The organism is Pseudomonas sp. AOB-7 (assembly GCF_003696305.1).
In the GTDB taxonomy this organism is placed as follows: Bacteria; Pseudomonadota; Gammaproteobacteria; order Pseudomonadales; family Pseudomonadaceae; genus Aquipseudomonas.
Map to the genome: position 1 here is coordinate 1 of NZ_RFFK01000014.1, position 22470 is coordinate 22470.

Consider the following 22470-nt stretch of genomic DNA (forward strand, 5'->3'; position numbering starts at 1 on the left):
AAGGTGATCGATCAGAAGGTTCAGCGAGGAGCAGCCTTCACGTCTTCGGAGTTGGTCAAGGACTACCTGATCGCGAAACTGGGTGGCTTTGAGCACGAGGTTTTCGCAGCGCTGTTTCTGGATGCCAAGCATCGCCTGATCCAGTACGTCGAGATGTTTCGCGGCACCATCGACAGTGCCTCTGTGTACCCGCGCGAGGTGATCAGATCTTCGCCGCTGTCGTGACGTAAAAGCTCGGCATACGCCTCCAGGCAGGTTTGCCGTTCCCGATTGCAGATGATCTCGACACCGTTGAAGGTGCCGGGTTCATAGCCCTCAACCGTACGCCAACTGCCCCATACCAGCAGATTATCGCCCTGCAGGATACGCAGCGGTGGCACCGTCACGGGCTGAGATTTCAGAGGTGTTGGTGCGGATAGCCACATGGTTGTGTACACAACGACCAAAGCGGCGGCACAAGCAACATAGAGGTAGCGATGATAGGCGGGCATGGTCGAATCCCCTTCGTAGCGTCGGCTGTCCTAGCCAAGAGATGGTTCAGAACCTGAGAGCAGTGCAGCTACGGCGCGAGCTCCAAGTCAGATCTCAACTCGCCTTGAAGTAATCAGGCTCACGCGTGTAGTTGAAGCCATCGACAAACAAATTGTCCTCCACGCCTCTGACAGCTCTGCAAGGTAGCCAGAGATAGGTGGCGGGGCCGGTGCCATATTGCTTAAAGAGCGCCTCAAGCCGCTCGCCTTCGGGCTTGGCCGTGGTAATGATCTGGCAGACTGCGGCGACTGTTGGATCAAGCGGGTCAGGCGCGTAGACATCCCCCGAGGGAGGTAGCAGTCGATAGTTCCGAATTCGTGCGCCCTCGGGTTTGATACGGCGCAAGTTCCGCTCCTCATGAAGATCGAAATAATCGTTCTTGATGATGTTCTCGACGCCTCGATCAATCCCTTCGGTCACCGCGTACAAAATGCTATCCATTCGTTTCGTGTTGATCTCTTCCTTGTGGCGAGCGAAAAAGTACAGTTGGCTGCCTTGCGGAATGAAGGTATGGCCGTCTTCCGGCCCCCAGTCACCATGCCCCCAGAAAATGAAATACATGACCGCCTCCATGCTGAAGTGATGAACGCCCAATAGACTGTAGCTCCGATCAAGAAACCTGTGACCGCCATTGACGCGGCCTGTAGGCGCTCTGAAGGGCGCTCTTTTGATAACCAGAGGGATGGTATGACTAGCTACTGCAAGACCTGTCGGCGTAGCCGGCTTAGGGCGATACTTTGAACATTCGCCAAGCCACTGACTCCTGTATCGCCCTGCTCGCCCGATGCGATTTCTCGTTTCTGGTGGATGCTAAATTTGCCGAGCCGTTCGACGACACACGAACCGTTCCGGTCGTACCTCCTTACCAAAAGGCGTATGGCTTTGATCCTGACGAACTAACCGAGTATCTGGAAGGACCAGACTCGGAGCTTTTTGTCGCCGAGCTAAACGGGAGGCCTGTGGGCTATCTCGCCGTTTCCCGTGGCTGGAATCACTTCGCTGTCATTGAGGACATAGCAGTCGATGCTCAGCACAGAGGCAGCGGCATTGCCCGCCGTCTAATGGATGCCGCCGTTGGCTGGGCACGCCGAGAAGATCTTGCAGGTGTGCGGCTCGAGACGCAGTCGAACAATGTCACCGCATGCCGCTTCTACAAACGCTACGGATTCAAACTGGGCGGTTATGACCGCTACCTGTACAGCGGGATGGACTCCGGCAGGCAGGAGATCGCAATGTTCTGGTATCTGTTGAATCCGTGACGCTGCCCTCCTCTTGATCCCCATAATCAGATGGCTCGCGGACGATGACCTAGCCAAACAGGCTCCCCTTATCGTTTGGAACCTCCATCAGTCGTGGGTCAAAAAATGCAGGGGTTCTTGCCCCCTCAAAATCAAGAAAAATAGACGGTTTCCACCCGGCCGCTGCGCTGGGTGGAGCCTCCGCGATTTTTCCTGATTTTTTCACGACCGCCTTAGTCGCCCTAGTCGGCAGGGGTTCATGCGCAGCGCAAGCGCAGAACCCTGAAGACGAAGGAGCGAAAGCCATGAGCGAACACATCAAGATCTACGTTGCCGACCTGGCCGCCTACAACACCGGTTACCTGCATGGCGTCTGGATTGATGCCACCCTGGAGCTGGACGACATCCAGGCGCAGGTCGACGCCATGCTGGCGGCCTCCCCGGTCGAGAGGGCGGAGGAATACGCCATCCATGACTTCGAGGGCTTCGACGGCTATCGCCTCGGCGAACACGAGGGCCTCGAGAACGCCCATGAGATCGCGTGTTTCATCGAGGAGTACCCCGCATTCGGCGGCGCCCTGCTCGCTCATTTCAATGACCTTGAGCAGGCACGCAAGGCAGCCGAAGAAGATTACTGCGGCTGCTACAGCTCGCTGGCCGAATATGCCCAGGAACTGACCGAGGAAACCACTAGCATTCCGCAACACCTGGCCATGTATATCGACTACCGCGCCATGGCCCGCGACATGGAGTACAGCGGCGACCTGTTCACCCTGGAGACCGGATTCGAGCAGGTGCATGTGTTCTGGAATCGCTAGGCCAGCGGAAGGCACCAGGGCGACCCGGTGCCTTGTTTTTTGCGCCCCTGTCCTGCCGGCCACCCGCGCGCCCACCCGGAAGGCTGATGCTAGGGGGCGAACACACGGTGATCAGTCTGGAGCAACCGCGTTGTGCTGCCAGTTGATTGAGATCGTTACGGTCTTACGGTTTTGCCCAAATCCGTCGATCCGTATCCACGGATTTACGGATCTGTGGGGAAGCGGATTTACGCTTTTACGGATTTACGGAAATCCGCCGATGCGGTTTTCCGGTTTTGTGGAAAGCCGCAGATCCGCAAATACGTAGGGCTTCGCCAATGCGGCTTTGCGCGCTTGGGCACCGTGACCGGTGATGTGCGTAGATGGGCGTACCCGGTCAGCGTCCAGACCTTCCCGGTATTAATCCTCGCCCCTCCTGCCTGCGCATTCGCCCAGACCCAACCCGGCATGATCGGGCGCGACGGCTGCCGCACGGTGCACCTCCCACGTCAACGGAGGACACACCATGTCGCACTCAACCGATCTTTCCCGCCAGCCGCGTCGCATCGATCTCGACGCCCCACTGCACCGCAAGGCCGGGCCGACGGCGCATGCCATGCGGCCCGTGGAGGGCGCTGACGAGGCCCAAGCGCCACAGACCTGCCCTGCCCCTCGCTACCTCACCAACAACGAAGCAGCGGCCTTCCTGCGGCTGTCTCCGCGCACGCTGGAGAAGCAGCGGGTAATCGGCGGAGGGCCGCGCTTTCACAAGTTTGGCCGGCGGGTGATGTATGCGCTCACTGATCTCGAAGCCTGGGCCAGTGAGCGCAGTTTCGAGACCACCTTCGATCCCGAGTACATCGACCGCCACCCGGGAGCGCAGCGTGATGATCAGTGAAACCTTCGCCTATGAATTGTCGGCATCTCGATTTGACTTCGCAGAGCGAGCAACTGGATCTGTTCCGCGCCCTGCCGGGGGATATGGCGCCACGCGACGCCCAGGATCTGATGGCACATCCGTTCTTCTCGCTGGCCAAGTCGCGGCGCACCGTGCCCATCGACTTTCGCTCGGGCGAGGTGACGGTGCGTGTGGAGGGCACGCTGGAGCATGGCATCGCCACGATCTGGGATGCCGACATCCTGATCTGGGCAGCCAGCCAAATCGTCGAGGCGCGCGATGCGGGCATTCCCACTTCGCGGCTGATGCGCGCGACGCCCTACCAGATTCTGCGATTCATCGGCCGTGGTACCTCGCTGCGCGACTACCAACGCCTGAAGGCCGCCTTGGATCGGCTGCAGTCGACCAGCGTAGCTACCTCGATCCGCGAGACCACTGGCCGGCGGCTGCACCGTTTCTCCTGGATCAACGAGTGGAAGGAGCTGGCCGCGGCGGATGGCCGGCCACTGGGTATCGAGCTGATCCTGCCGGACTGGTTCTACAGCGGGGTGCTGGATCAGGCCCTAGTGCTAACCATCGACCCGGCCTATTTCCGCCTCACCGGCGGTATCGAGCGCTGGTTGTATCGCCTGGTGCGCAAGCACGGCGGCAAGCAGGAGGACGGCTGGCAGTTCGACTTTCGCCACCTGTACCGCAAATCCGGCAGCTCGGCGCGCTATTCGGACTTTGCTTTGGATGTGCGTGCTCTGGTGGCCCGGCAACCACTTCCGGGGTATCGCCTGGAGGTCGTTCACCTGCCCCCATCGACCGAGCTGCTCGCCTTCCGGCGCGTGCCGTAGACGGCACGGGGATAACTTGCGCAAAAGCTGTGAATGCAGTCGTGCTATCAGGCGCACGCCGGCACGTGCTATCAGGCGCATCCCCCTCGTGCTATCAGGCGCACGAACTCCGCTGCAGGCCACGGCTGGCGGGGCTTCCAGCCGCCCTTAACTTAACTAACTTAAAAGCTCTAACTTGTTATTGGGGCAGCGCCTGTGTGTGGACAGGTGCTGATCGGGGCGGTTTGGCCAGGGGGAACCGGCCATGATCATCGCCCTGCTCAACCAGAAAGGCGGGGTGGGCAAGACCACCCTGGCCACCCATATCGCCGGCGAACTGGCCCTGCGCGGGCAGAACGTCATCCTGCTCGATGCCGACCCGCAGGGCTCAGCACTGGACTGGACGCAGCGGCGCAGCCAGCAGGGCTTGCCCAGGCTGTTCAGCGCCGTCGGCCTGGCGCGCGAGACGCTGCACCAGGAAGCCCCGGAGCTGGCTCGTCGTGCCGATCATGTGATCATCGACGGGCCACCGCGCATCGCCGCCCTCGCCCGCTCGGCGTTGCTGGCGGCAGATCGCGTGTTGATCCCGGTGCAGCCCAGCCCCTACGACCTGTGGGCCAGCGCGGAGATGGTCAACCTGATCCGCGAAGCGCAGGTGTTCAGGCCAACGCTGCGCGCGGCATTTGCCATCAACCGCCGCGTCAGCACCACGGTGATCGGCCGCGAAGCGCGCGGCGCCTTGGCCGACCAACCGCTACCGGCGCTGCAGGCGGAAGTACGCCAGCGCATCGTCTTCGCCGAGAGCGTGGCAGCCGGTCGCCTCGCGCGTGAACTGGCGCCGGACAGCGCCGCCGCGCGCGAAGTCAGCAGTCTGGTCGACGAGCTGCTGAGGTGGTCGCCATGAGTGGCAAACGCATCGGTATCGGCGCACGTCCCTCGGCCGACCCGCAGGCCGAAGCCTGGATACGCCAGGGCGCTGGCGTCGCCCATGGCAAGGCCGAGCGCTACAGCGCCCGGCTGACGCTGGACGTGACGCCGGCACTGCGCACGCGGATCAAGCTGGCGGCCTTCGAGCGTGGCATGACGATGGCGGAGATGCTGCGTGAAGTGCTGGAGCGGCAGTTTCCTGAGGCCACGTCATGATGCAGGGTGCTCACGGCGTGCGCTGGCCACTGGCGCTGCTCGCCGGCAGCCTGGCAGCACTGGGTTGGGCAACGATTGCGACGTCGCCACCCCAGCTGATCTACAACGCCTCCGACAGCGTGCCCGTCGGCTGGTACCGCATTTCGCCGGCCAACTCGTTGGCGTCTGGCGACCTGGTGCTGGTTCATCTGCCGCCGGAGGTGAGGCCGCTGGCAGCGCAGCGCGGCTACCTGCCGGCGAACGTGCCGTTGCTGAAGACCGTGGCGGCGATGGCGCCGCAGCAGGTATGCGTGCTGGGCAATCAGGTGCGCATTGATGGCGTCGTGGTTGCCAGGCGCTTGAGGTGGGATCGACAGGGGCGCGCGCTACCGACTTGGCAGGCCTGCCGGCGCCTGGTTGGCGATGAGCTGTTCCTGCTCAGCAGCAGCAACCCGGCGTCGTTCGACAGCCGCTACTTCGGCCCGGTCTCCGCCGAGGCAGTGCTCGGCCAGGCGCAGCCCCTGTGGTTGGAGTCGCGTCGATGAACAGGCCTTCTCCGTGTCGACCCGCCTGCCGCCCTCACGCGCTCGACGTGCGCAGTCGCGGGCCGCCTGGCTGCAGATACCTCTACCCTCGCCTGCCGGCCAGGGGCTGTGGAAGTCGTCGTCCCGCCTCTCCTGATTACCCAACCCAGCAGCGCCAAGGCACGGAAAAAGCGGAGGGCAAGATAAAAGGGGGCGGCACTTCGTTGGCCCGGAAAGCAGTCTGCACGGGGGGTGGCGGCGACACGGCGCCGGTGTCGGCAAGTGCCGAAATCGTGTTCGCCCCACAGCGGAAACGGCCTGGGAGCGTGCCTGATACGCCGTACTGCGATCAACTTGGAGGAGTCTAAACATGAGCAAAGGAAGCCGTCCGGACGACGAATTGCGCTTTCGGCCGCAGCCGGGCAAACCGCAGCAACGCGGCCAACACTTCGTCAACCAGGTGCTGCGCCAGGCCAACAAGGCCGGCACCGGCAAGCCGCGCAAGGCAGGCCACCAGCCTGGCGCCCGCCTCGGCCGCGGGCATGTCGCCGCTCGTTTCAGCGCGCAGCAACTGCCGTCCAACGCCCGCCGCGTCACCATCAAGACGCGCCTGGTGAACCTGCGCCAGGCCGGCAAACGCTCGACGCTCAGCCACCTACGCTACATCGAGCGCGACGGCGTCAGTCGCGAGGGCGATCCGGGCCAGGCCTACGGGCCGCTGACCGACCAGGCTGACCTCAATGCGTTCGAGGAACACGGCCGGGACGACCGCCACCAGTTTCGCTTCATCGTCTCGCCCGAGGATGCCGAGCAGCTCGACGACCTACGCACCTATACCCGCCACCTGATGAACCGGATGGAGGCCGACCTCGGCACCCGCCTCGACTGGGTGGCGGTCGACCACTGGAACACAGACAACCCGCACACCCACATCGTCCTGCGCGGCAAGGACGACACCGGCAAGGACCTGGTGATCGCTCGTGACTACATCGCCGAGGGCATGCGCAACCGCGCCGCGGAGCTGGCCACCGAATGGCTCGGCCCGCGTACTGAATTGGAGATCCGGCAGAGTCTGCAGCGCGAGGTGCAGCAGGAGCGCTTTACCAGCCTGGATCGCACCCTATTGCGCGAACGCCAAGCCGGCGTGCTCAGCCTGAAATCGCTTGCCAACCATCCACGTCGGCAGCTACTGATAGGCCGCCTGCAACAGTTGCAGCGGCTCGAGCTGGCCCATGAAGTTCGACCCGGACAATGGATCCTACGTGACGACGTCGAGGCCACTCTGCGCGCCATGGGCGAGCGCGGCGATATCGTGCGCACGATGCAGCGGGCCATGGGTAGCCTGCAGCACGAGCTGGCTGTATTCGAGCCGGGCAAGGGTACTCCCAGGGTGGTCGGCCGGATCGTGGCCAAGGGCCTGGCTGACGAGTTGCGTGACCGCGGCTACCTGGTGGTCGACGGTCTCGACGGCAAGGCGCATTACCTGACGCTGCCGGCCCGTGCGGAGCTGGCCGACTACCCCATCGGCGGCGTGGTGGAAACACGCAGCCTGAGCGAGCCGCGCGCGGTGGATCGCTCGATTGCGGCGTTGGCTGCGGGCGGCCTTTATCGCACCGATCATCACGCGGCCCTGGCACGATCACAGGCAGTCGAAGGACAGGATCCCGAGGCATTGGTTGAACGCCACATCCGGCGACTGGAAGCCTTGCGCCGGGCCGGAATCGTCGAGCGGCTGGCCGAAGGCGTCTGGCGGGTGCCGACCGATCTGCCCGAGAAAGGCCGGCAGCATGACGCCCGTCGCCTGGGCGACGTCGCCGTCGAACTGCGCACGCCGCTGCCCCTTGAGCAGCAGGTGCGCGCCGTCAGCGCGACCTGGCTGGACCAGCAGCTGCTCGGTGGCAACCGCGAGCTGAGCGACCAAGGTTTCGGCAAGGAGGTGCGCGAAGCGTTGCGGCAGCGCGTCGACTTCCTGGTGGAACAGGGCCTGGCCCAACGCCAGGGCCAACGCGTGGTGCTCGCACGCAACCTGCTGGCCACCTTGCGCGGTCGGGAGCTGACCGCGGCGGCGCGCGAGATCTCGGCGCAGACGGGCACGAAGTATCGCCCTGCGGTCGAGGGCAAGCGCGTCAGTGGGATCTACCGGCGCAGCGTGCAGCTGGCCAGCGGCCGCTATGCCCTACTCGACGATGGTGTAGGCTTCAGCCTGGTGCCGTGGAAGCCGGTGATCGAGCAGAGGCTCGGGCAGAGCGTGTCGGCGGTGATCCAGGGCAACAGCGTCTCCTGGCAACTGGGTCGCCAGCGCGGGCCGTCGATTGGTTGAGCAACAGGCGCCGGGCCCTATACCAGCGCCGGCTCCTGCTGCAGCCACTGCTCGAACGATCGGCTTTGCGGCTTGCCCTCCTTGGCCGCGTAGTAGACCAGCCGCAGGTGGCGATCCTCGTCGATGGTCAGCGTGGTGTGTTCGAACACCACCTGGCCAACCGCTTCGATGTGCAGGTGGCGTATCCCCTGGCACGGGCCGTGGATGTCCTGCTGCCGCCACCAGTCCCTGAAGTCCGGCGAGGCCTTCTCCAGATCCCTCACCAGCGCAGCGATATCCGGATCCTGGGTCGCCCGCACGAAGTCGCGGCGGAAGCTGGAGAGGATCTGCAGCGCCTGTTCTTCCCAGGGGTCGAACAGCTCGCGCATGGCCGGACTGGTGAACAGCATCCACAGCAGGTTGCGGCGGTCCGCCGGCAGCGCGGAGAAACCGAACACCCGATCCGCTGCGGCGTTCCAGGCCAACACATCCCAGCGCAGGTTGAGTACGTAGGCCGGACGTGACGGCAGGTCGGCCATCAGCCGGTGAATCAGCGCCGGCACCGTGCACCAGGTCTTGCCCGGCTCGGGCGGCAGGCGCTGGTGGGCGAGCAGGAACAGGTGACGACGCTCGGTGGCATCCAGCTTGAGCGTGCGCGAGAGGTTGTCGAGGAAGGTAGCGGACACGCTGATGTCCCGTCCTTGTTCCAGCCAGGTGTACCAGGACAAACCCACCCCGGCCAGGGCTGCGACCTCCTCGCGGCGCAGCCCCGGCGTGCGCCGCCGACTACCGGCGGGCAGGCCCACCTCCTCCGGCGAAATGCGTTCGCGGCGACTACGCAGGAATTCGGCCAGCTCTACCCGAGTGCGTTCGGCTGTGCGGGGCGCGCTCATCCGGTTACCTCCAGTAATAGGATAAACAGTCAAATTGTAACCCCTATAAATCCCGAGAAGAATACCCCGACCTGGCCGCGAATGCCCGAGCCAGGGCTCTTGCTTGATGAGGAACCACACAGAGACGTGTCATCAACTCGCTAAGGAGATAAACGGATGTACCAAGCACTTCTTCGGGAACAACTGGAGACATTGAAGTCTTCCAACCAGTACCGCACCTTCACCACCCTCAGCCGCATCTGCGGCCAGTACCCACTGGCCAAGCTGGATGGTCGCAAGCAGGAGCCGGTGGTGGTCTGGTGCAGCAACGACTACCTCGGCATGTCGCAACACCCCGCCGTGCGCGAGCAAATGCACGACGCGCTGGAGACCTACGGCGCTGGCTCCGGCGGCTCACGCAATATCGGCGGCTCGCACGAGCTGTACGCCAGCCTGGAGGCGAGCCTGGCCGACTTGCACGACAAGGAAGCGGCGCTGGTCTTCCCCACCGGCTTCGGCTCTAACGATGCCACCCTCCAGTGCCTGCTGCGGCGCATCCCCGACTGCGTGGTGATCAGCGACGAGCTGAACCACGCCTCCATCGTCAATGGCATCCGCTCGACGCCCAACGAACGCAAGATCTTCCGCCACAACGATGTCGCGCACCTCGAGCAGATCCTCGCCAGCTACCCGCAGGGCCAGCCGAAGATCGTGGTGTTCGAGTCGGTCTACTCGATGGACGGCGACATCGCCCCTATCGCCGAAATCGTCGCGGTCGCCAAGCGCTACAACGCCCTCACCTACCTCGACGAGGTACATGCAGTGGGCATGTACGGCCCACGCGGCGCCGGTATCGCCGCCGAGCTGGGCGTGGCCGATCAGGTGGACATCATCCAGGGCACCATGGCCAAGGCCATCGGCGTGATCGGCGGCTATATCGCCTCGGACCAGGTGATCGTCGATGCTGTGCGCTCCTTCGCGACCGGGTTCATCTTCACCACTTCGCTGCCGCCGGCGATCACCGCCGGCTGCCTGGCCAGCGTCGAGCACCTCAAGGCCAGCCGCTTCGAGCGCGATCGCTTGCATGCCCAGACCGCCAAGCTGCGCGAGCGGCTCAAGCACTACGACGTGCCAGTGATGCCCTGCTCGCAGACCCACGTGCTGCCGGTGCTGGTGGGCGAGGCCAAGCGCTGCAAGGCGGCGGCAGAACGCCTGCTGCATACCCATGGCGTGTACCTGCAGCCGATCAACTATCCCTCGGTACCGGTGGGCACCGAGCGTTTCCGCGTCAACGCCACGCCGAACCACAGCGATACGCAGATCGAGCACCTGGCGCGGTCGCTGCGCGAGACCTTCGAGCATTTCAGCATTCCGCTGGCCTCCGAGGCGTTCGCTGCGGAGGTGGCCTGAGATGGAGCAATCCTTCCTCACCGTGCGCCCGGCGATCCAGGCCGACCTGGCCAGGTTGGTGGAGCTGCGCGCGTATCTGCTGGACGGCACCACCGCCAGCTATTCGAGCAAGACGCCGGAGGACGCAGCGCGCTGGCGAGCGGCCTACCGCACCTGGCTGAGCAGCCGCCTGAGCGAGAGCGACTGCGTGCAGATCCTCGCCGCCGAGCACAGGGAATCCGGCCAGGTGCTGGGCTGCGCGACGGCCATCATCGACCAGCGCGCGCCGGCGCCAGGCTGCCTCAATGGCCTGTCCGGCTGGGTGCAATCGGTGGTGGTGGAGCCGCAGTGGCGCGGCCGTGGCATCGCCCGGCAGTTGATGCAGCACCTGCTGCGCTGGTTCGCCAACCGCGGCGTCGGCTGCGTGGTACTGCAGAGCACCGAGGCCGCGGGCACGCTCTACCAGGCCCTGGGCTTCGTCGCCAGCGACGAGCGCCTGCTGATCCGTCAGGAGGCCTCGGCATGAAGATCCTGATCATCGGCCTGGGCTACGCCGGCAACCGCTACCGCCGCGCCTTCGAGCATATCGCCACGAGCACTGGCCTGCCGCTGTCGCTGGCCTATGTCGGGCGCCAGCAGAAGACGACCGAGCTGCCCTACTTCGACAGCGTCACCCGCGCACTGGAAGGCTTCGCGCCGGACATCGTCGTGGTCAGCGTCAACGACCACAGCCATGCGCCGGTGCTCAAGCAGCTGGCCGGCTACCGGGGCTTCGTGCTCTGCGAGAAGCCGCTGGTCACGCCCAGTGACGACTTGGACGAGCTGCTCGCCGCACTGGAGCAGATCGGCGGCTTTGCCCTAGACCTGGTAGAGCGCTATTCGGACGCGACCCAGCAGTTGCGTGAGTGGGTCGAGCGTCACGACTGGCAACTGGTCCGCGCCAACTTCCACTGGGGCAAGGACCGCATCAACGACTACCGCCCCACCTGCGGCGTGACCAGCGAGGTGATCCATGCCCTGGACCTGCTCGGCTGGATCTGCCCTCGCGCCGGCCAGCTCCGGCTCGATGGCGTGCTCGGCGTGCGCTCGGATTTCTCGGTCTCCGGCGCAGAGGTACTCGACACCGTGCAGCTCACCGCCAGCCTGGGCGAGGCGCGGGTCACCGGCTACGCCAGCTTCGTCAACATCGTGCGCCAGCGCACCGTGGATTTCAGCTTCGTCGATCGCGATGCTCGGCTGATCCATGCGCGCCTGGTGTTCGACACGCCGCGCTGGGATCACGACCAGCTGCGCATCTGGACGCGCGGCACCAACGGCACCGAGGAGCTGCTGCACGCGTTCGCCACCGCGCCCGACGAGCCTGGCCTGGACACCCTGCACAAGCTCTCACGGCTGTGCCGGCAGGTGGTGCGCGCCGTGGCGCTCAAGGAGCCGCCCCGCCAGCCCTTCGCCGGCCTCGACACCGCAGTGGCGCTGCAGCGCCTGCTCAACGACCTGGAAACCCACGCCCAAACCCCAGCACCGGCGCGCTACGTCCATGGCGAGACGCGCGTGCTGCTGGCCGAGGACAGCGACCTGGAAAGCCTCGGGTAACCCAATCACAAGGAGAACGACTATGTGTGGAATCGCTGGATGGCTGTCCTACAGCCAGAACCTGGAAACGCAACGCGACACCCTGCAGCGCATGACCGACACCATGGCCCTGCGCGGCCCGGATGCTGGCGGTCTGTGGATCGAGGGCCCGGTGGGCCTGGGCCATCGGCGCCTGTCGATCATCGACCTGGAGGGTGGTCGCCAACCGATGACCGCCATGCACGGTGGTCCGCGCGAAGCCGCCGCCATCACCTACAGCGGCGAGGTCTACAACTTCCGCGAGCTGCGCACCGAGCTGCAACGTCTCGGCCACCGCTTCGAGACCCGCAGCGACACCGAGGTGGTGCTGCGCGCCTATGTCGAATGGGGCGAGGCCTTCGTCGAGCGGCTCAACGGCATGTATGCCTTCGCCATCTGGGACCTGCGTTCGCAAGAGCTGCTGCTGATCCGCGACCGCATGGGCGTCAAGCCGCTGTACTACTTCCCCACCGCGGACGGTGTGGTGTTCGGTTCAGAGCCCAAGGCGCTACTGGCCAACCCGCTGGTACCGCGCAAGGTGCGTGCAGACGGCCTGCGCGAGATCCTGGAGATGGTGAAGACGCCGGGCCATGCCGTGTTCGACGGCATGCGCGAGGTGATGCCAGGCGAGATCGTGCGCATCAACCGCCAGGGCCTGGGTCGCCGCCACTACTGGAAGCTGGAGGCGCGCGAGCACGCCCACTCGCTGGACGAGACCATTCGCCATACCCGCGACCTGCTGGAGGACATCGTCGATCGCCAGATCGTCGCCGACGTCCCGCTGTGCAGCCTGCTCTCCGGCGGCCTCGACTCCTCGATCATCACCGCGCTGGCATCGAAGAAGCTGCTGGCCGCCGGCAAGGAGAACATCCGCTCCTTCTCCGTCGACTTCGTCGATCACGGCAGCGGCTTCACCGGCGACGCCGTGCGCGGCACCCAGGATGCACCCTTCGTGCGCGACCTGGTGGAGAAGACTCGCTCCAGCCACCAGGAGATCGTCCTCGACAGTCGCGAGCTAGCCGATCCGGCGCTGCGGGCACAGATCGTCCGCGCCCTCGACCTGCCGCCGGCCTTCTGGGGCGACATGTGGCCGTCGCTCTACCGGCTGTTCCAGGAGGTGCGCAAGCACTCGACGGTGGCACTGTCGGGCGAGAGCGCGGACGAGGTGTTCGGCGGCTACCGCTGGTTCCACGATCCCGAGGCGATCCAGGCCGACAACTTCCCCTGGCTGGCCTCGGTCACCGGCAAGTACTTCGACGGCAAGACCCTGTTCGACCCGGGCCTGCTGACCCATCTCGACATGCACAGCTTCCTGCGCGACAGCTACGCCCAAGCCATCGCCGAGGCGCCGGTACTGCCAGGCGAAAGCGCGCTCGACCAGCGCATGCGGCAGATGAGCTACGTCAACCTGACCCGCTTCGTGCAGACCCTGCTCGACCGCAAGGATCGCATGAGCATGGCCGTCGGCCTCGAGGTGCGGGTGCCGTTCTGCGACCACCGCCTGGTCGAGTACGCCTTCAACATCCCCTGGGCGATGAAGGCCTTCGACGGGCGGGAGAAAAGCATCCTGCGCGCGGCGACCCGCGACCTGCTGCCGGAGTCGATCAGCGAGCGGGTCAAGAGCCCCTACCCCTCGACCCAGGACCCGGCCTACGAGCAGGCGCTGCGTGATGCCCTGGCCGCCATTCAGGCGGATCGCAACGCGCCGGTGACGCCCCTGCTCGACAGCGGCCGTATCCAGCAAACCCTGGCCAAGCCGCTCGGCAGCGTCTCGCCCATGTACGAGCGCATGGGCATGGAGCTGGCGGTCGGCCTCAACACTTGGCTGAACGAGTACGACGTCAGCCTCGAACTCTAGTCCCCAACCGGATGCGGCCCCGGTGCGGGGCCGCATCCCTTCGCTGTACCACCCACGCGTTCCTGCAACGCAAGCGAGTCCGAGCATGCACACACCCAACCAATCACCCATCTACCTCATAGCGCTGGGGGCCTTCGCCCTCGGCATGGCCTCCTACGTCACCGCCGGGTTGATCCCGATGATCGAGGCCTCGTTCGCGGTCTCCGTCGCGGTGGCCGCACAGCTGGTCACCGCCTTCACCCTGGCCTACGGCCTGGGTTCGCCGATCTTCGTTGCCCTGACCCCGGCGCATCGTCAGCGCGCCGGCTTGTTGCTGGCCCTGGGCCTGTTCGTCATCGCCAACGCCGCCAGCGCGTTGGCCGAGAGCTTCACCGCGCTGATGGTCTGGCGCGCCATCGCCGGTATCGGCGCCGGTGTCTACCTGGCCATGGGCATCGGCGCCTCGGCCGCCGTGTCTTCTCCTGAACGCCGTGGCAAGGCCATCGCCATCATCATGGGTGGCATGGCCAGTGGCGTAGTGCTGGGCGTGCCGCTCAGCCTGTTGATCGCCGAACAGCTCGGCTGGCAGGCCGCCCTGTGGCTGGTCACCCTGCTTGGCCTGGTGGCCTTCTTCGGTCTGCTGCTGAAGCTCCCGTCCCTGCCGGCAGCCACCGCCACCACGCTTGGCCAGAAGCTGGCGATCCTCGGCGACGGCCATGTGCTGGTCATCCTGCTGGTGTCGCTGCTCGCCGCCATCGCCAGCCTGGGCATGTACACCTTTATCGCCCCGCTGCTGGCTGACCCGGCCTACGGCGCGGTGCGTTCGGTCACGCCCTATCTGTGGGTCTGGGGCATCGGCGGTGTGCTGGGCAGCTTCCTGATCGGCCCGCTGGTGGATCGCATCAAGGGCCCGGTGCTGACCTTCGCCATCATGCTGATCCTCGCCGTGTCGCTGTTCGTGCTGCCGCTGGCGGCGGCCCTCAGCACCTGGCTGGTGATGCTGCCCATCGCCCTTTGGGGCGCGGTCGGCTGGGCGCTGCAGGTGCCGCAGAACAACGAGCTGATCCTGGCCCGCCAGGCTCAAGGCGACGGCAACCTGGCCATCGCCCTGAACGAGTCGGCGCTCTACCTGGGCAGCGCCATCGGCGCCGCGGCCGGCGGCTTCGTGCTGCTGTTGCAGATGCCCACCTGGACCCTGGCCGCCAGCGCCGGTGGTGTCGCAGCCCTCGGTGCCCTGCTGCAGATCGTCAACCTGCGTCGCCAGCCGACCTGGAACGGCGACGTGCAAGCCGAACCCTACAACTGACGGAGGAAAGGCCGTGGAACTGCGCCACCTTCGCTGTTTCATTGCCGTAGCAGAAGAACTGCATTTCGCCCGTGCCGCCGCACGCCTGCATATCGAGCAATCGCCCCTGTCGCGGATCATCAAGGAACTGGAATACCGCCTGGGCGTCCAGCTGTTCGAGCGCACTACGCGGCGCACGCGCCTGACCTGGGCCGGCAAGGTGCTCTTGGAAGAAGCGCGCCGGGTGCTGGCCGTGGTCGACCAGGCCAAGGCCAGCGTCAAGAGCGCGGCGGCCGGCTACCGCGGGCGCATCCGCGTCGCGCTGTCCGACGGCATCCCCCAGGCGCGCCTTGCCGCCCTGCTCGCCCAGTGCCGCGAGGAAGAACCCGAGGTCGAGATCTGCCTGTCGGAAGTAACCTTCAGCGAACAGGTCAGAGGCCTGAGCGACGACCTGTTCGACATCGGGCTTGCACAGTCCGACGAGGTTGGTGATGGCCTGGTGGCCGAGCCAGTCTGGTTCGATCCGCTGGTAGTGGCGGTGCCGGCCCGCCACCCACTGCTGACTTATCGGCGCGTACCGCTCGACGAGGTGGTGCGCTACCCGCTGGTGCTCTGCGATCCGCAGGTGTGCGAAGGCTTCTGGCAACAGTTGCAGCGGGTGCTTGGCGCCGCAGATACGCGACTGACTATTGCCGACCGCGTTCCAACCCTGGACCTGATGATGGCGCTGGTCGCCGCTGGTTACGGGCTGGGTTTTTCCAGCCTGGCGCGCATCACCGAGCTCAACAATCCGGACGTCGTAGCCCGCCCACTGGCCGGTTGCCCCACGATGCTGACCACCTACTTGGTGCGGCGCGAAGGCGAGCCGGCCGAACAATTGGCGCGGTTTATCGGGCGGGTATGCCCGGCGAAAAACGAGGCGTTGCTGCCGGATCACGCTTCCCGCGAGGAGATCGCTTGTTGAAGAGGATATTGTTGCTGCTGACTGCCTTGCTGTTAAGCGCATGCGAAAAGCCGACGCCGTTTGAGTCGGCTGAAGCGCTGGCGGAAGACCCCGAGCGGCTAAAGGAGCTGCGATTGCAGTGCTGGGACAATAGAGAAAAGCTGGGTGAGGCCCAATGCAACGCGGTTGGCGACGCCGAGCGCATATGCTTTATGGGCAAAGGCACACCCTACACTCCGCACTCCGCACTCCGCACTCCGCACTCCACCAAATTCTTCCACTCTGACACTGAAAAGTGGAGGGCCTCCTGCGAGCAAGACTGCTGGGGGCTGCGGATTTCCCGCACCCCCTATCTCCGCGGCAGCCGAAAGGATTCGGCCGGGGAGGTGAGCCTGCACGCTAAAGCCGCGCTAGACCTGCTTGGCTCTCCTCCGCAACCAATCACAACCGGCTGAAATCGGCCCAGGCCGCGTAAACCCGTCGGCATCGACCTTGCTATGATTTGATGGATTCAAATCAGCGAGGGATATCAATGGCGCGTTATATCAAGGGAGAGCATGGAGACCACAGCGCGCTGCTTCCTAGAGTTTGGTCATCACTGCAACGTCGCCCCATCTTTTGTTGTGGCGGAGAAACAGGTCTGCGGTCAGTTCCAAGCAGCATCCGGAAATTTGTAACGCCACCATGCAGCCCCTAACTTGTCATCACGCTTATTCTAGCTACTCGGATTTTTCGCGCAGAACCTACTAGTCCTGCGCAAATACGGGATGCACATTGTCCTGCACTGCTTGCCTGCTTTTCACATCTGAGGGACTTGCTTGGCTAACCCTCTGCGCGTATAGGTTCAGTGCAACGCTCCAGTCGTCAGCGTCAAGAAAACCTAGGGCATCCAAAGATCCCGAGCCAGAACTATAGATAAAGAACAATGAAGTCCCATAAGCAGGCTTGTCACTGTCATAACCCAACTCCCGCTCGAAAGCGGAGATACAACTGCTATGAGTAACGAGAATCAAGTTTTTACTAGGCACTTTATGCCGTAGAGCGTCACTCACCATCGTCTCTCGACATTTATACAACCAGTCTTTATCTACTCCCACGTCGTCAAATACGATTGCTTCTGTCTGGGCCGTCCGCTTGAGCGGACTGTTGTAAATGTCGGTTTTACCGAGGCCAAGCTGGGCGAAACTGTCGGCTAGAACATTTCCAACCGCCACAGACCTAGAGGTGACACCTTCCGTACCCTCCAGACAGGGATAGCTTTCCTTGTCGCACCTCTCAAGGTGTCGGAGCAAAACAATCACATTGCCATTTTCCCATTGGGTTAACAGGTCGGGCAACTTGCCCCTTCCCTCCGCTGAGAGATCTACTATTTCAGGCGGATGAAATATAAGCGCACCAGCTGCAACCGCAAGAGAAACTCCGACCGACCAGATCAGTGCCCGTTTGCGCTGACTGGCATTGAAGTCGTGTAACCATTGCCTGGACAGGCTTAGCAATGAAACCTGAAACATGACACCTCTTCATGTAAATCGTGTGCAGTGAGAGGCGCATCCTGCGACAATGAGCCCACAGAGCCCATAGGAATGGTCTGAAAACGTTACCCCTATAAACTATGAGCCAATAACCATACTGATTACAGACCTCAATTTCCAAAAAATTAGGCCTTATCAGAGCGCCCTGACATGTAATTAGTTACGACAAAAATTTTAAAAATACTATCGAAGACTTGCTACGCATAATTAATCACACTGATCCGAGCCGGCTTTCCATTACTCCATAGGTGACGCAGTCGCCTGTTCCCATATTCCACCGGGGCTATCACGAACCACAGCATGTAATTAATCACTGGAAACTAGGAATGGTCTGAAGTAGCCCTGCATTTTCGGTCGACTTCAGGCCCGCCGTTTTTTTTGAAAGCGGAGAGTTGATCAGAAACGATCAAAACACCCGCTTATTTCTGTGCTTGTAGCCACCGCGAGCACCTCAGGGCGATCATTTCCCCGCATTGAAAACGTACCTTTCCTGCATTCGTTAGCAAATATCGGCGCGCCATCCACAGGTGTGAGATTGAGGATCGCCAATTAGCGTTGCATTCATTCGTCAGGTCGTATCTGTCCCCCTGACCGCCTCTCCTCCACCCTGCAATTGGATATGCCGTCCCCTCGACGATAATCCTCCACGAAACGGTCTTTGACCCTTCCTCCCCCAGTACCGAACCTCTCGCCCGCGGCACATCTGCGTGCCGTGCGTTTTGCCAGGGAGGTTGGGTTCAGGGATGCAAGCGACTACGTTGCTGTACGGCCAGGTGCTGGTGGTATTGGCCATTACCCTGTCCGGGGTGTGGAGTGCCACGCAGTGGACGGCTGCCGCGCTCGGCTACCAGGTGCGCCTGGGGGCACCTTGGTTCGAACTGCTGGGCACGCCGGTGTATCATCCCTGGCGTCTGTTCGAGTGGTGGTTCGTCTTCGATGCCTATGCGCCGGACGTCTTCAACGTCGGCGGCAGCATCGCCGCCTGCAGCAGTCTGCTGGCATTGGTGGTGGCCATCGGCATGGCGATCTGGCGGGCGCGCCAGGCACGCCGCGTCACCACCTACGGCTCGGCGCGTTGGGCCGATGCGGATGAGGTGCACAAGGCCGGCCTGACCCAGCCCGCGGGTGTGTTCCTCGGCCAGCTCGACGACCAATACCTGCGTCACGAAGGCCCCGAACATGTGTTGACCTTCGCACCGACGCGTTCGGGCAAGGGCGTCGGCCTGGTGGTGCCCACCCTGCTCTCCTGGCCGGCCTCGGCGGTCATCCACGACATCAAAGGCGAGAACTGGAGCCTGACTGCGGGCTGGCGATCGCGCTTTTCCCACTGCCTGCTGTTCAACCCCACCGACCTGGCATCGGCAGCCTACAACCCGCTGCTGGAAGTGCGTCGCGGCGCCCATGAGGTGCGCGACGTGCAGAACATCGCCGACATCCTGGTCGACCCAGAAGGCGCGCTGGAGCGGCGCAACCACTGGGAGAAGACCAGCCATGCGCTGCTGGTCGGCGCCATCCTTCACGTGCTCTACGCCGGCCAGGACAAGACCCTGCGCGGCGTCGCCAACTTCCTTTCCGATCCGGCCTGCACCTTCGAGCTGACCCTGCATCGGATGATGACCACGCCGCACCTGGGCGATGCACCGCATCCAGTGGTGGCCTCGGCCGCGCGGGAAGTGCTCAACAAGAGCGACAACGAGCGCTCGGGCGTACTGTCCACTGCGATGTCGTTCCTCGGCCTGTACCGCGACCCGACAGTGGCCGAGGTCACCTCACGTTGCGACTGGCGCATCGCCGACCTGATCTCGGCCGAGCATCCGGTTTCGCTGTACCTGGTCGTGCCGCCCTCGGATATCAGCCGCACCAAGCCGCTGATCCGCCTGATCCTCAACCAAGTCGGCCGGCGCCTGACCGAGTCGCTCGACGGCTCTGACGGCATCGAGCGTCGGCACAAGCTGCTGCTGATGCTCGATGAGTTTCCAGCGCTAGGGCGGCTGGATTTCTTCGAGACAGCGCTGGCCTTCATGGCCGGCTATGGGCTGCGCGCCTTCCTCATCTCGCAGTCGCTGAACCAGATCGACAAGGCCTACGGCCAGAACCACTCGATCCTCGATAACTGCCACGTGCGGGTGACCTTCGCCACCAACGACGAACGCACCGCCAAGCGCATCTCCGAGACCCTCGGCACCGCCACCGAACTGCGCGCGCAGCGCAACTACGCCGGCCACCGCCTGGCGCCCTGGCTGGGCCATTTGATGGTGTCGCGCCAGGAAACCGCACGCCCGCTGCTGACCCCAGGTGAGGTGATGCAGCTGCCCAGCGACGAGGCCGTAGTGATGCTCTCCGGCCTGGCGCCAATCCGCGCGAAGAAGCTGCGCTATTTCACCGATGCCAACTTCCAGAGCCGGGTGCTGCCCGCGCCGCGTTTGCAGCCGGGCCGCTACGTCGACGCACCGGCGCCACGCGCAGACGACTGGAGCGGCATGGCCGTGCCTATGGTCGTCGACGCTTCACCGGCCGGGCTGACCGACGACGAGACCGTCGAGGACGGCGGCCCGCGCCGTCAGCCCGAACTGGCGGAACTCGCCCAGTTGCCGGATCACGACGAGCTGGCCAGCGACCTGCTGCTCGACGAGGACGACGTTCTCGCCGCCTTCCCCACCCAGCCGGATCCACGCCTGCAGCGCGTGGCACGGCTGGCCGCCCTCGACCCTGACGATGGAATAGCCCTATGAGCCGAGCCCGCCTCAACCTGTTTATCCAACCCGAGCACGCCAAGCGCCTGAACGAACTGGCGATCACCAAGGGCGTGTCTAAGTCCTCGATCATCGCCGCGGCGCTGGCCTCCTGGCTGTCGCCCGAGTCAGGTGAGCAGCGCGAGATGGCCATGGCCAAGCGCCTGGATCGCCTGTCACGTCAGTTCGAGCGCCTGGAGCGCGACCAGCACATCCTGATCGAGACTGTGGCGCTGTATGTGCGCTACTACCTCACGGTCAGCACGCCTGTACCCGAGGCACATCAGGACGCAGCACGCGCGCAGGGCAAGCTGCGCTTTAGCCAGTTCGTCGATCAACTGGGGCGCCACCTAAAGCGCGGACGCAGCCTGGTCAGAGATGTGCACGAAGAGGTTCAAGCAGAAGCTCAGGTCTCGGGAGAGCTTCCATGACTGCCGCCTCCTCCCCAATGCTGAGCGCTGCGGCAACGTCCCTGAATCGGCGCACCCGCATGTTGCGCACGGCGATGAGCCCGCTGATCGCGGCGGCCCTGGATGATCCGGACGTGGTTGAGGTGATGCTCAACCCCGACGGTCTGCTCTGGCTGGATCGCCTGTCAGTTGGCCGCGCCCGGTTGGGCACGCTAGCGGCTGGCGACGGTGAACGGATCATCCGCCTGGTGGCCGCGCATGTCGGCCAGGAGGTACATCGCAACAAGCCGCTACTGAGCGCCGAGCTGCCAGAGACTGGCGAGCGCTTCGAGGGTGTACTGCCGCCAGTGGTGGCCGGGCCGACCTTCGCTCTGCGCAAACGCGCCGCCGGCGTCATCCCGCTGCAGCAGTACGTGGCCGACGGCATCCTCAGTGCCGCCCAGGCCGAGTACCTGCGCGTGGCCGTGCGTGAGCGGCAGAACATCCTGGTGGCCGGCGGCACCAGCAGCGGCAAGACCACCCTGGCCAATGCACTGCTGGCCGAGGTGGCCGGCAGCGGCGACCGCGTACTGGTGCTGGAGGACACGGTCGAATTGCAATGTCCGGCCCTCGACCACGTCGCTCTGCGCACCAAGCCCGGCGTGGTCTCCATGGCTGATCTGGTGCGCAGCACGCTGCGTCTGCGCCCCGACCGCGTGGTGGTCGGCGAGGTGCGCGGCGGTGAGGCACTGGATCTGATCAAGGCCTGGGGCACCGGCCATCCAGGCGGTATCGCCACCCTTCATGCCGGCTCTGCACAGGGCGCGCTGCTGCGCCTGGAGCAACTGATTCTGGAAGTCGCCCTGACCGCGCCGCGGGCGCTGATCGCCGAGGCGGTCAACCTGGTGGTGTTTCTCGCCGGGCGTGGCCGCGCCCGCCATGTCCAGCAGATCGCCCGCGTGATCGGCCATGACGAGCGCGGCTACCAGCTCAGCTCCATCGACTCCCTCCTTCGCTCCACCTCTGCCTCAGGAACTCAGCCATGACTGTGCTTCAGCTTTCCGCTGCTTATCGTCGCCACATCGTCGGTGCCTTGATGCTCGGCGCCTTCTGCCTGGGCGCTTCCCTGCCCGTGCTCGCCGCTGGCTCCGGCATGCCTTGGGAGGGACCGCTGCAAGCAGTCCTCGAATCCGTACAGGGCCCGGTGGCGCGCATCATCGCGGTGATCATCATCATTTCAACCGGCCTGACGCTGGCCTTCGGCGACACCAGCGGCGGCTTCCGCAAGCTGATCCAGATCGTCTTCGGCCTGTCCATCGCCTTCGCCGCGTCGTCGTTCTTTCTCAGCTTCTTCAACTTCGCCGGCGGGGCGGTGGTCGCATGACGGGCGAACGTGAACTCATCCTCGGCTTCGAGGTGCCACTGCACCGATCGCTGGCCGAGCCGATCCTGCTCGGCGGTGCGCCACGCAACGTGGCGATCCTCAACGGCACCCTGGCGGCCGTCGTCGGCCTGGGCCTGCAGCTGTGGCTGCCAGGCTTGGCGCTCTGGCTGGTCGGCCACTCGCTGGCGGTGTGGGGCGCCCGGCTGGACCCGCAGTTCCTGCAGGTGTTCGCCCGGCATATCAAGCAGCCCCCGCTGCTGGATGTGTGA

Annotated in this window: 22 protein-coding genes and 1 pseudogene; 20 read left to right on the plus strand and 3 right to left on the minus strand. The window is 64.3% G+C overall.

The features are described 5' to 3' along the window. Positions 1–213: pseudogene (locus EA796_RS19980) on the plus strand (JAB domain-containing protein); the annotation flags it as partial. Positions 214–585: 372 nt separating this feature from the next. Here EA796_RS19980 and EA796_RS19985 read toward each other — a convergent pair. Beyond that, positions 586–1092 carry a putative adhesin gene (locus tag EA796_RS19985; protein ID WP_122109859.1) on the minus strand — a complete coding sequence of 169 codons (507 nt, stop codon included), beginning with the start codon at positions 1090–1092 and terminating at the stop codon, positions 586–588. A gap of 176 nt (positions 1093–1268) precedes the next feature. Between EA796_RS19985 and EA796_RS19990 the strand changes: the two genes are divergently transcribed. The 8 genes from EA796_RS19990 (at position 1269) to EA796_RS20025 (ending at position 8248) form a co-directional block, all read left to right on the plus strand. Beyond that, complete coding sequence (locus EA796_RS19990; protein WP_122109860.1) at positions 1269–1790, plus strand: GNAT family N-acetyltransferase; 522 nt, start codon at positions 1269–1271, stop codon at positions 1788–1790. 284 nt (positions 1791–2074) lie between these two features. Next, positions 2075–2587: an antirestriction protein ArdA gene (locus tag EA796_RS19995; RefSeq protein WP_122109861.1), complete on the plus strand. Its 513-nt coding sequence runs from the start codon at positions 2075–2077 to the stop codon at positions 2585–2587. Between the two features lie 505 nt (positions 2588–3092). Beyond that, positions 3093–3464 (plus strand): AlpA family transcriptional regulator, encoded by a 372-nt coding sequence (locus tag EA796_RS20000; protein WP_122109862.1) that lies wholly within the window; start codon positions 3093–3095, stop codon positions 3462–3464. Between the two features lie 11 nt (positions 3465–3475). Continuing rightward, a complete protein-coding gene (locus tag EA796_RS20005) occupies positions 3476–4303 on the plus strand; it encodes a replication initiator protein A (RefSeq protein ID WP_122109863.1) in 828 nt (275 codons plus the stop codon). A 244-nt stretch (positions 4304–4547) separates the two neighbouring features. Further along, positions 4548–5186, plus strand: a complete 639-nt coding sequence (parA, locus tag EA796_RS20010) for a ParA family partition ATPase (protein WP_122109864.1) — start codon at positions 4548–4550, stop codon at positions 5184–5186. Beyond that, the gene (locus EA796_RS20015; RefSeq protein ID WP_122109865.1) at positions 5183–5425 is read left to right on the plus strand and encodes a hypothetical protein; all 243 of its coding nucleotides are present in this window, start codon (positions 5183–5185) and stop codon (positions 5423–5425) included. The genes parA and EA796_RS20015 overlap by 4 nt, the downstream gene beginning before the upstream one ends. Then, on the plus strand, positions 5422–5949 hold the full coding sequence (locus EA796_RS20020) for a S26 family signal peptidase (RefSeq protein WP_122109866.1): 528 nt from the start codon (positions 5422–5424) through the stop codon (positions 5947–5949). Before EA796_RS20015 ends, EA796_RS20020 begins: the two co-directional genes overlap by 4 nt. Positions 5950–6298: 349 nt before the next feature. Next, positions 6299–8248, plus strand: coding sequence for a relaxase/mobilization nuclease and DUF3363 domain-containing protein (locus EA796_RS20025; RefSeq protein ID WP_122109867.1), 1950 nt, complete (start codon positions 6299–6301; stop codon positions 8246–8248). Positions 8249–8265: 17 nt separating this feature from the next. Here the strand turns inward: EA796_RS20025 and EA796_RS20030 are convergent, their stop codons facing one another. Then, positions 8266–9120 (minus strand): helix-turn-helix transcriptional regulator, encoded by an 855-nt coding sequence (locus EA796_RS20030; RefSeq protein WP_122109868.1) that lies wholly within the window; start codon positions 9118–9120, stop codon positions 8266–8268. A 156-nt stretch (positions 9121–9276) separates the two neighbouring features. Between EA796_RS20030 and hemA the strand changes: the two genes are divergently transcribed. From hemA to EA796_RS20060, 6 genes are all read left to right on the plus strand, one after another. Beyond that, a complete protein-coding gene (gene hemA / locus EA796_RS20035; RefSeq protein ID WP_122109869.1) occupies positions 9277–10509 on the plus strand; it encodes a 5-aminolevulinate synthase in 1233 nt (410 codons plus the stop codon). Between the two features lies 1 nt (position 10510). Beyond that, the gene (locus EA796_RS20040) at positions 10511–11014 is read left to right on the plus strand and encodes a GNAT family N-acetyltransferase (protein WP_122109870.1); all 504 of its coding nucleotides are present in this window, start codon (positions 10511–10513) and stop codon (positions 11012–11014) included. Further along, entirely contained in the window at positions 11011–12081 is a 1071-nt protein-coding gene (locus EA796_RS20045; protein ID WP_122109871.1) for a Gfo/Idh/MocA family oxidoreductase, read from the plus strand. Before EA796_RS20040 ends, EA796_RS20045 begins: the two co-directional genes overlap by 4 nt. A gap of 22 nt (positions 12082–12103) precedes the next feature. Further along, positions 12104–13957: an asparagine synthase (glutamine-hydrolyzing) gene (gene asnB, locus EA796_RS20050; RefSeq protein ID WP_122109872.1), complete on the plus strand. Its 1854-nt coding sequence runs from the start codon at positions 12104–12106 to the stop codon at positions 13955–13957. 85 nt (positions 13958–14042) lie between these two features. Then, positions 14043–15242 (plus strand): MFS transporter, encoded by a 1200-nt coding sequence (locus EA796_RS20055; protein ID WP_122109873.1) that lies wholly within the window; start codon positions 14043–14045, stop codon positions 15240–15242. A 13-nt stretch (positions 15243–15255) separates the two neighbouring features. Continuing rightward, on the plus strand, positions 15256–16185 hold the full coding sequence (locus EA796_RS20060) for a LysR family transcriptional regulator (RefSeq protein WP_122109874.1): 930 nt from the start codon (positions 15256–15258) through the stop codon (positions 16183–16185). A gap of 725 nt (positions 16186–16910) precedes the next feature. On the opposite strand, the gene EA796_RS23155 is transcribed toward EA796_RS20060, so the two are convergent. Beyond that, positions 16911–17675 (minus strand): histidine phosphatase family protein, encoded by a 765-nt coding sequence (locus tag EA796_RS23155; protein ID WP_147459066.1) that lies wholly within the window; start codon positions 17673–17675, stop codon positions 16911–16913. 764 nt (positions 17676–18439) lie between these two features. Here EA796_RS23155 and EA796_RS20070 point away from each other — a divergent pair. From EA796_RS20070 to EA796_RS20090, 5 genes are read left to right on the plus strand one after another with little or no spacing between them, the layout of a single operon-like run. Then, positions 18440–20428, plus strand: coding sequence for a conjugal transfer protein TraG (locus EA796_RS20070; RefSeq protein WP_122109875.1), 1989 nt, complete (start codon positions 18440–18442; stop codon positions 20426–20428). Continuing rightward, positions 20425–20859: a CopG family transcriptional regulator gene (locus EA796_RS20075; protein WP_122109876.1), complete on the plus strand. Its 435-nt coding sequence runs from the start codon at positions 20425–20427 to the stop codon at positions 20857–20859. The genes EA796_RS20070 and EA796_RS20075 overlap by 4 nt, the downstream gene beginning before the upstream one ends. Continuing rightward, positions 20856–21863, plus strand: a complete 1008-nt coding sequence (gene trbB / locus EA796_RS20080; RefSeq protein ID WP_122109877.1) for a P-type conjugative transfer ATPase TrbB — start codon at positions 20856–20858, stop codon at positions 21861–21863. Before EA796_RS20075 ends, trbB begins: the two co-directional genes overlap by 4 nt. Then, on the plus strand, positions 21860–22201 hold the full coding sequence (locus EA796_RS20085; protein ID WP_122109878.1) for a TrbC/VirB2 family protein: 342 nt from the start codon (positions 21860–21862) through the stop codon (positions 22199–22201). The genes trbB and EA796_RS20085 overlap by 4 nt, the downstream gene beginning before the upstream one ends. Beyond that, positions 22198–22470, plus strand: a complete 273-nt coding sequence (locus tag EA796_RS20090; RefSeq protein ID WP_122109879.1) for a VirB3 family type IV secretion system protein — start codon at positions 22198–22200, stop codon at positions 22468–22470. The genes EA796_RS20085 and EA796_RS20090 overlap by 4 nt, the downstream gene beginning before the upstream one ends.